6 protein-coding genes are annotated in these 9477 nt (G+C 39.7%); 5 read left to right on the top strand and 1 reads right to left on the bottom strand.

The genetic code is table 11. The features are described 5' to 3' along the window. Nucleotides 1-24: 24 nt before the first annotated feature. On the bottom strand, nt 25-1479 hold the full coding sequence (locus tag ACOVO2_RS23800; RefSeq protein WP_421772369.1) for a Gfo/Idh/MocA family protein: 1455 nt from the start codon (nt 1477-1479) through the stop codon (nt 25-27). A 317-nt stretch (nt 1480-1796) separates the two neighbouring features. Between ACOVO2_RS23800 and ACOVO2_RS23795 the strand changes: the two genes are divergently transcribed. From ACOVO2_RS23795 to ACOVO2_RS23775, 5 genes are all read left to right on the top strand, one after another. Next, nucleotides 1797-2366, top strand: coding sequence for a recombinase family protein (locus tag ACOVO2_RS23795; protein WP_421772368.1), 570 nt, complete (start codon nt 1797-1799; stop codon nt 2364-2366). A gap of 36 nt (nt 2367-2402) precedes the next feature. Continuing rightward, a complete protein-coding gene (locus tag ACOVO2_RS23790; RefSeq protein WP_421772367.1) occupies nt 2403-4094 on the top strand; it encodes a DUF885 family protein in 1692 nt (563 codons plus the stop codon). A 451-nt stretch (nt 4095-4545) separates the two neighbouring features. Continuing rightward, nucleotides 4546-7584, top strand: a complete 3039-nt coding sequence (locus tag ACOVO2_RS23785) for a SusC/RagA family TonB-linked outer membrane protein (protein ID WP_421772370.1) — start codon at nt 4546-4548, stop codon at nt 7582-7584. A 22-nt stretch (nt 7585-7606) separates the two neighbouring features. Further along, complete coding sequence (locus tag ACOVO2_RS23780) at nt 7607-9115, top strand: RagB/SusD family nutrient uptake outer membrane protein (protein WP_421772366.1); 1509 nt, start codon at nt 7607-7609, stop codon at nt 9113-9115. A gap of 123 nt (nt 9116-9238) precedes the next feature. Then, on the top strand, nt 9239-9477 hold a 239-nt coding region (locus ACOVO2_RS23775; protein ID WP_421772365.1), incomplete at its 3' end, for a hypothetical protein.

Below are 9477 nucleotides of genomic sequence, written 5' to 3'. Positions count from 1 at the left end.
TTAATAAACTCCAACAGAAAAGCGTTATACTTTCCAACCTTCACGGTAGGTTCTTCCCACAAATTGGTTTGCTTCTTCTAAGTTCGTAATTCTCATATTTTCACCATCCCAAAGCAGTTTTTTACGTGCATAAAACTCCGCTTGGCCTTTGCTATTTTCTTTACGCAACATATAACTTCTAATTGCCAAATTTCCCATCAATACGGTTTCGGTCATTGGGCCAGCATAATCAAACGACGACGTAAGTCCCAAATGCTCTTTGCTATTGAAACCGGCCTTACAAGCATCTACCCAACGGCGTTGATGGCCGTATTCGGGTTCCATATCTTTTGGTAAATCTGGGCCTAATTCTTTCGTACCATCATTCAAAAACAATTTTGGCATCATCGGAGAGCTATCATTAATGTTGGTTGAAATAATACCTTTTTCGCCAATAATAAGTACGCCGTTGCTGCTATTTGTTCCGCCGATGTCTTCGTTTGGAGGAATAATATCAGGGTGTGCTGGTCTGATTCCACCATCACTCCAGGTCATTTCGATTGGAGATTTGCTTTTGGGTGTTGCACCAAAATGTAGTGTAATAAACGAAGAAGCCGGACAACCTTCTGGATTATAATCGGCTGTCCACATTTTTGAATAAACTGAAGCCACACTACACTCGGCATCGGTTGGATATTTTAAGCCCAGGGTCCGAAACGGAATATCAATCAAGTGACAACCCACATCACCCAAGGCACCCGTACCGTAGTCCCACCAGCCACGCCAGTTGAATGGGTGCATGTTCGGAATATAAGGCTTATATTCGCTCGGCCCGAGCCACAAATTCCAATCTAAATCTTTTGGTTTTAGGCTATCATCGGGCTTTGGCATCGGATTTCCCTGCGGCCATACGGGGCGGTTTGTCCAGATTTGAACTTTGCTTATTTTTCCTAATCTGCCCGAATCAATCCAAGCTTTTACAGTATTCAATAAGGGATTCGATGCTCCTTGATTTCCCATCTGACTTACGATTTTATATTTTCGTGCCATTTCGGTCAGCAATCGAGCTTCTCTGATATTGTGGGTCATTGGTTTCTGCACATATACGTGCTTTCCTCGCTCCATTGCAAAAGCAGCTGCTGGGCCGTGTACGTGGTCAGGAGTAGAAATCGTAACGGCGTCTAAATCTTTTTCTTTATCCAACATTTCACGGTAATCGGCATAAAGTTTTGCATTCGGAAATGCCTTCACACTATCTTTTGCCGAACCCGAAAAATCAACATCACAAAGTGCGATGATTCGTTCTCGACCATTGACAGAGGCATTCTTAATATCGCTTCTGCCTTTTCCACCAGCTCCAATTGCTGCAATATTGAGTTGGTCGCTGGGTGAAATAAAACCTACTCCGCCAAGTACATTTCGGGGAACTATAAAAAACGAGGAAGCAATTGCTCCTTTTTTTATAAACTCTCTCCGAGACTTGTCTAATTTCTCTTTCATTTTTTAATTTTTTAGGATTGAATAATTATAGTTTATCTTCATGGGGCGTACACAGTCGTACATTTAACCGCCTAAGACTTTACTTTGCTAAACTAATAAAAAAAAATTACTTATTAAGAAAACTCACCTAATGTGTTTTATTTTTTAAGATTATTGCAAAAAGTCCCATTCAAAAAGTCGTAACTTTCTGAGCCAAGAGATTCAGCAAATGTACTGCTGCTTGATAGTTTAAAAGAATAGACCATAAAGTAGGTTCAATAAAAAACTTTTTAGTAGTTTTGTGAAACTAACTTTTTGACACTTTACGAAAAAGATTCATGAATAAAATTTTTGGATACGCAAGAGTCTCGACCATTGACCAAAATCTCGACACCCAAATCGACCTCTTGGAAAAATATGGCTGTGATAAAATTTTTCAAGATAAAATCACAGGTTTGGCCATTCAACGCCCTGCACTCGATGATATGCTTTCGCAATTACGAGAAGGCGATACAGTAGTGGTGGCTCGTTTTTTTCGTTTAGGACGAAACCGCGACCACGTAATTAATTTAGTAAACGATTTTGCCAATCGGAAAGTAATCTTCAAAGCCCTTGATGTTGGAATTGACACAACCACGCCCGCGGGCAAACTCATTCTTTCGATTTTTGCCTCATTGGCAGAGTATGACCGTGAGGTAATTTTGGAAAAAACCAAAGCAGGACAACAACTCGCCAAAGCCAAAGGCAAGCACATTGGCCGACCATCGGGCGTGAACCAAGAAAACTATAACAAAGTAAAAAAAGCCCTTGAAAAAGATTTGTCTGTCTCCGAAATTGTGAGTCTGACGGGGATAAGTATTTCGAGTGTAAAACGCTATAAAAAAGAAATACAAAAACTTTCGATGTAATAAGAAATTGTGCCACCATCAAACAAACCCTAAACCATGAAAAAACCTTTGCTCATTACCTTGCTATTCTTTGCATTGACTCAGCTTGCAATTGCCAGCGAATTAATCGACGAGATTGATACTTTCAATGCCGATAAAATGGCTCTACAAAATTTTTATACGAATAATGAGTCGGAGGAATATTATGTTCGAATGACGCAATTTTATAACGATTGGGCCAAAAAAGTTAAGACATTCGATTTTAAAACCCTTTCGCAACAAGGCAAAGTTGATTACATACTGCTCAAAAACCTAATCAATAAAGAGCGTTATTTTTTACAACTCGAATACGAGGGATTTAAAGAGGTAGCTAGTGCCGTTGATTTCACAGCCGATATAAATCTTTTTATCAAAGACCGTAGACGAGGAAAACGGCCAGCAGCCAAAGAAATTGCCAAGGTATTTGCATCTGCGGAATTACAGATAAACAAAAAGATTGAAACGCTCAAAAAACAACCTTACAAAGATTGGCTCGTTGCTGAAAAAGCTGCCAAAACCATAACGTCATTTACTAAAACACTGAAAGAAGCACACGAGTTTTATTATGCTTACGACCCCGAGTACACATGGTGGGCCGATAAGCCCTACCAAAGTTTGATGGTAAAGTTAAAATCTTACGAAGATTTTCTGAAAACAAACTATTCAAAAACCAGCATCAAAGACGATGGTAGCGGAATTATTGGAAAGCCCATCGGAAAAGATGCTCTCATCAGAAGTTTGGCTTTTGAGTTTATTCCTTACACACCCGATGAGCTGATTGCTTCGGCCCAAAGTCAGTTTGAATGGTGCAAGAAAGAAATGATAAAAGCTTCTACCGAGTTGGGCTACGGAACCAATTGGAAAGCCGCACTCGAACACGTAAAAGAAACTTACGTTGCTGCGGGCGAACAGCCACAAATTATCAACGACCTGTATAATCAATCAATTAAATTTATCGAAGAACGAGATTTGATAACAATGCCGGCATTAGCCAAAGAAACTTGGCAAATGATAATGATGACCCCTGAGCGACAAAAGATAAATCCTTTCTTTACGGGCGGAGCCAGAATCAGCATTTCGTACCCGACAAACGACATGAGCCAAAGCGATAAATTGATGAGTATGCGAGGCAATAATCCTAATTTTTCGTTTCCGACCGTACAGCACGAACTGATACCTGGGCATAATCTTCAGTTTTTTATGAATAAAAGACATAAATCTTACCGAGCTCCTTTTGAAAGCCCATTTTGGCGAGAAGGTTGGGCTTTGTATTGGGAGATCATTCTATGGAACAAGCAATTCCCACAAACGCCCGAACAACGAATGGGAATGTTGTTTTGGCGGATTCATCGCTGTGCCAGAATTATATTTTCACTGAAATATCATCTGGGCGAAATGACGCCCCAGCAGTGCATCAATCTCTTGGTCGATGAAGTTGGTCATGAGTATGCCAATGCAGAAGCAGAAGTGAGGCGTTCGTTTACCACTAATTATCCGCCACTTTACCAACTTGCGTATATGACTGGAGGTTTGCAATTCTACGCCCTAAAAAATGAGTTAATAACCAACGGCTGGACCGAAAAACAATTTCATGACCGAGTTATGCAAGAAAACACCATGCCAATCGAAATGCTTCGGGCTCTACTTAAAGACCAACCAATAACTGAAAATTACGAAACGACATGGAAATTCTCGACTGATTTTAAGTAATTTACGCTAATATTCCCCATAAGAAATCTCACCAACAGAGTCTTCATTGAAGAGTCTATTGGTGAGATTTCTGCTTTAATTTCTACAACGATAAAAAAAGAATAAAAAAATTCACATAGCTAAAAACTTCTTAAAATACCGCTTTATTCAAAAGATGGTATCTATCTTTTTATCGACAAATTCTGTTTTCTGAACCACTCGTACAGTGAATTTATCTCAATTGCATTTTAGAAAAGGCAATTAAAATTATTAAAATAATACAATTTTTTCTTACCACAGCACAGTACAGTACAGGATAGTTCTATTTTAAAAAAATTTAATATTTGAATAATATCAAGGAAAAACATCCTTATATCAATATTCATTCTATTTCAACCTATAAACAATCAAACAAATGAGACAAAGATTTACTTTGTACAAAACAAAACGCTATGCGAGTGTTTTCTCGCTGATGCTGGTTTTGTTTTGTACTTCATTTGCATTTGCCCAACAAGTGAAGGGCAAAGTGACTGGCCAAAATGGCGAAGCGTTAGTGGGGGTGAGTGTAACTATCAAAGGGATTAATCGAGGCACTCAGTCTGATGCCGATGGTAGCTACAAATTAGATGTACCAAATAATTCGACCTTAGTATTCAGCTTTGTGGGCTACACCGCCAACGAAGTTGTTTATACGGGTCAAAAAGAAATTAATGTTTCTTTAGTTCTTGATGATAAATTACTGAGTGAAATAGTAGTAGTAGGCTACGGAAGTCAGTTGAAGAAAAACGTTACTGGGGCCGTACAGACGATTGGTTCGAAAGAAATAAAAGATATTCCTGTATCGCAAGTTACACAAAAACTGCAAGGCCAACTGGCTGGAGTGCAAATCAACCAAACAACTGGAAAACCAGGGCAGGGGATGAGCGTCAGGATTCGAGGTCAATTATCGGTTTCGGCTGGTAGCGACCCGCTTTATGTAATTGATGGTTTCCCGATTACAGGCGATATTGGAGCCATGAATCCCGACGAAATTGAGGATATTTCTATCTTGAAAGATGCTTCTTCTACTTCATTGTATGGTTCTCGTGCGGCCAATGGCGTGGTTTTGATTACAACCAAAAAGGGCAAAGCAAATGGCACAAATGTGAGTTTCAATACTTTCGTTGGTATGCAGGAAGTTCCAGATAGAGGTTTGATTAAAATGCTTACTGCCGAAGAATTTGCCCAATTCAAGAAAGAATACTACGAAGATGCCAAACAGCCGGTTCCTGCCGAATTTCAAAATCCTTCACAATATGCAGGCAAAAATAATGATTGGTACAAGGCATTATTAAGAAAAGCTCCTCTTCAAAGCTATAATCTAACGGTTACTTCAAACAAAGAAAAATCAAGAACATCTTTTGTTGGAGGGGTTTTTAATCAACAAGGAGTTGTAATCAACAATGAATACAAAAGATACTCTTTGAGAATGAACTCTGAATATGATATCTCAAATAAAGTAACCGTAGGTTTCAATGTTGCTCCGCAATACGTTTTCGATAATACACCACGTACTGACGGCGATAGAGGAACGGGGATTTTGTTTAATGCTTTGCATACGTGGCCAGTAATGCCAATTTATGAAGCCGATGGCAAAACGCTCACATTGTTTAACCGATTCCCGGCCAGTACAGGAAACATATTTGCGTATCCGAACTGGGTAAGAGCCGCCAACGAGTTGGTCAATGAAACCACAACAACCAATTTGCTGACCAATGCGTATATTCAATACCGTCCGATTAAAGATTTAGTATTGAAGTCAACTTTCAATGTTGAGATGTTGCGTTCAAAATTCTTCTTCTTCAATCCTTCTACTGCTACAAGTGCTATCAACGTAGCTATTCCGACTACTGCGGTTTCGATTCGTCAGAATGTTGAGAACCTCACTTGGTTAAATGAAAACTTAGCTACGTATTCTAAAAACATCGGCGACCACAGTTTTGAACTCTTGGGTGGTTTTTCACAACAAAAATTCAATCAAGAAAGTACAAGAATTCAAGCCGATACTTATGCCGACGACCGTCTCCCAACTGTGCAAGGTGCAATCAACATTAATCGTGGTGGAACCAATACGGGAGTTCAAGAATGGGCTTTAACATCACTTTTATCGAGATTGACTTATAATTTCAAAGGTAAGTATCTTTTTACTGCGGCAGTTCGTCGTGATGGGTCTTCTCGTTTTGGCTCAAATAATCGTTGGGGTACTTTCCCATCGTTTTCGGCGGGGTGGGTTGTTTCTGACGAAAATTTCATGAAATCAATGCCGAAAGTATCTTTCACAAAAATAAGAGCAAGTTATGGGGTAATCGGCAATAATAACATTGGTAATTATACTCCTTATGCCTTGGTTAATAATACCGTAAATGCTGTTTTTGGTAGTACGGTTGCACCTGGGGCCGTGGTTACAACTTTGGCTAATAGCAACCTCGGTTGGGAAACTACCAAGCAAGTGGATGTTGGTTTAGACTTAGGTTTATTCAATGACCGCATTACATTTGTCTATGATTATTACACGAAGCGTACAACCAACTTATTGTATAGCGTGCAAATTGCTCAAGAAGCTGGCTTTGGAAATTTCAATGATAATATCGGAGAAATTAAATTCTGGGGACATGAATTTGCCCTAAATACCAAAAATACAACTGGCAAGTTGAAATGGAGTACAAACGCCAATATCTCATTCAACCGCAATAAAGTGATTGCTTTGGCCGATGGCATCGACCGTGTTTATGGTACTTTCCACATTACACAGGTAGGTAAACCGTTCGGACAATTCTATGGACACATTGCTCAAGGTGTGTATATGAATGCCGAAGATTTGAAAAGTTCGCCACAAGTACCAGGTCGCTCGACGGTTGGTAGTATCAAACTAACTGACCAAAATGGTGATGGTATCATAACTAATGGTGGAGACTTTGATGATAGAGTAATTATGGGAAATCCTTTTCCAACATTTACTTATGGTATCACTAATAATTTCACTTATGGCAATTTCGATGCGAGTATCGTTGGTTCGGGTTCACAAGGAAACCAACTTTTGGTTCGTCATATTTATAGCACGGCCAATCTGGATGGTGTCTTTAATATGGTTGAAGGTGTAAAATACCGTTTCCGTTCTGAACAAAATCCAGGTAAAGGAATGTACGGAACAACCGTTGGCGGTGGGAACGTAACGGGTATCGAAAGAGACTGGATGAATAGCCGCTTCATCGCCGATGCTTCATTCTTCACAATCAAAAATGTAACGCTCGGTTATACCATTCCGAAAAGCAATAAAATATTCAAGTCGGCTCGTATTTATACGTCAGTTCAGCAGCTTTATGTATTCACAAAATACTGGGGTGGCCCAAATCCCGAAACAAGTGCAAACGGTGCTGGAAATGGCGATGGAGGAAACTTGAGCCAAGGAGTTGATTTATCAAACTATCCAGTACCAAGAACCTATACTGTTGGTATAAACTTGAACTTTTAATTAACGAAATTACTCTAAGATAATGAAAAAGATAATAACAACAGCACTGCTTATGTTTTTGGGATTAATGAGTTGTGATAAAGACTTTTTAACAGTCGTCCCTGAAACGAACCTCAGTACCGCCATATTCTTTACAAAAGAAGCTGACTTTCAGCAGGCAGTCAATGCTAACTATGTGCCTTTACGGGCAATCGTCAACGACCGTGCTTGGCTTTTAGGCGAAATGCACTCCGATAATGCGTATTATTATAGAAATATTCTTTTCGGAGCAACCGAGCAGCAAGAAGATATTGCCGATTTTGCCATTCCAACTGCCAATGGTGTAACGTCAAATGTACATGTTTTGAATCAATATCGTCTTGATTATCAAATCATTGCTCGTGCGAATCAAATTTTAGCTTCAATTGATGCCGTTGACTTCAATGCTGAAACCAAAAATAATCTGAAAGGTCAAGCCCAGTTTTTAAGAGCTTATGCCTATTTTGAATTAGTGCAGTATTTCGGAAAAGTGCCATTGCACCTTACGCCCGTAACCAACCGCCAAGAAGCGGCTCTGCCACTGGCAACGGTTGATGAAATTTATGCCCAGATTATTAAAGATGCTACCGCGGCAATTACAGGACTATTTCCAAAATCAAAGCAAGAAGCAGGTAGAGTAACTTCAGGAACTGCGAGAATGTTACTGGCAAATGTGTATATGGTGCAGAAAAAATGGGCAGATGCCGAAAAACTATTGAAAGAAATAGTAGCAAGCAACGAATACAGACTAATGTCCGATTTCAATGATGCGTTCTCGACTAATACAGGAAACAAAAACAATGCAGAGTCAATTTTTGAGGTTCAGTTTTTGGAAGGTGCAGCGGGCCTAAACGGAGCTATCATGTATAACTATATGCCTCGCCCGATGAGTCCCGACGAACTCAGACCAATCTCTGGAACATCAAATCCGCAGCCACTTACTGGCGAAGGAAATGGAGCTCCAACGCCGGATTTGATTGCCTCTTTTGAAAAAGGTGATAAACGATTAGATGGAACGATTGCTTACGTAACAATCAGTGGAAGTTTAAGAGCTGATAAGAGATTTCCGTATAACAAGAAATTTGCAAAAACTCACTCTTTGCACGGAAACACAGGAAATAATTTCCCGATTTATCGCTATGCCGAAGCACTCCTCTTCTTGGCCGAAGCCCTAACCGAGCAAGGAAAAATGGCCGAAGCTCTGCCTATCCTGAATCAAGTGCGTAGTCGTGCTGGCTTACCTGCTGCAACCGCAACTGCCCAAGCAGCTTTAAGAACACAAATTTACCAAGACCGCCGAAGCGAATTGGCCTTTGAAAACAAACGTTGGTTCGACCTTGTACGCACAGGTACAGCCATTGAAGTTATCACAGCTTATGGCAACCGAGTAAAAGCAAATCCTGTGGCTTATTATTATCCGGAAGGTGCATTACCGAGAAGCAATGCTTTTACAAATATCAGTTTATTATACGGGCTTCCAGCCGACGAAGCAGCTTTATCGCCGTATTTTTAATTTTTTTTAATAATAGTTTTTTCGCTGTATATTGTAGGTAAATTTCAAATCTATAATATACAGCGAATATTTAGAGACGAAATTACACTATTCAACTATAAATATTTAACCCTTACTTGTATCATGTTTTCTAAAAAAAACTCCATTAAACTGGGACTTGGTATAGTTGCTGTCGCAACGGCTGCTTCGTTTACACTGCTAAATGAACCCAACCTGTCGGCAATAACTACTGGCGACCCTAAACTCGATAAGCTAAAATATCCAGCAGGTTTCAAAGCCGAGCATCTATTTAGTCCTTCTGAAAACAAAATTGGTTCTTGGGTTTCGATGACTTTCGACGACAAAGGTCGAATGATTTGCTC

The organism is Emticicia sp., assembly GCF_049241225.1.
In the GTDB taxonomy this organism is placed as follows: Bacteria; Bacteroidota; Bacteroidia; order Cytophagales; family Spirosomataceae; genus Emticicia.
Note: the sequence above shows the minus strand (reverse complement) of the source record. Positions and strands in the feature narration are given on the sequence as shown.

Coding starts and splice junctions, on each gene's coding strand:
- ACOVO2_RS23780 (WP_421772366.1), top strand. CDS start 7,607: ATGAAAAAGATAATAACAACAGCACTGCTTATGTTTTTGGGATTAATG.
- ACOVO2_RS23795 (WP_421772368.1), top strand. CDS start 1,797: ATGAATAAAATTTTTGGATACGCAAGAGTCTCGACCATTGACCAAAAT.
- ACOVO2_RS23800 (WP_421772369.1), bottom strand. CDS start 1,479: ATGAAAGAGAAATTAGACAAGTCTCGGAGAGAGTTTATAAAAAAAGGA.
- ACOVO2_RS23790 (WP_421772367.1), top strand. CDS start 2,403: ATGAAAAAACCTTTGCTCATTACCTTGCTATTCTTTGCATTGACTCAG.
- ACOVO2_RS23785 (WP_421772370.1), top strand. CDS start 4,546: ATGCTGGTTTTGTTTTGTACTTCATTTGCATTTGCCCAACAAGTGAAG.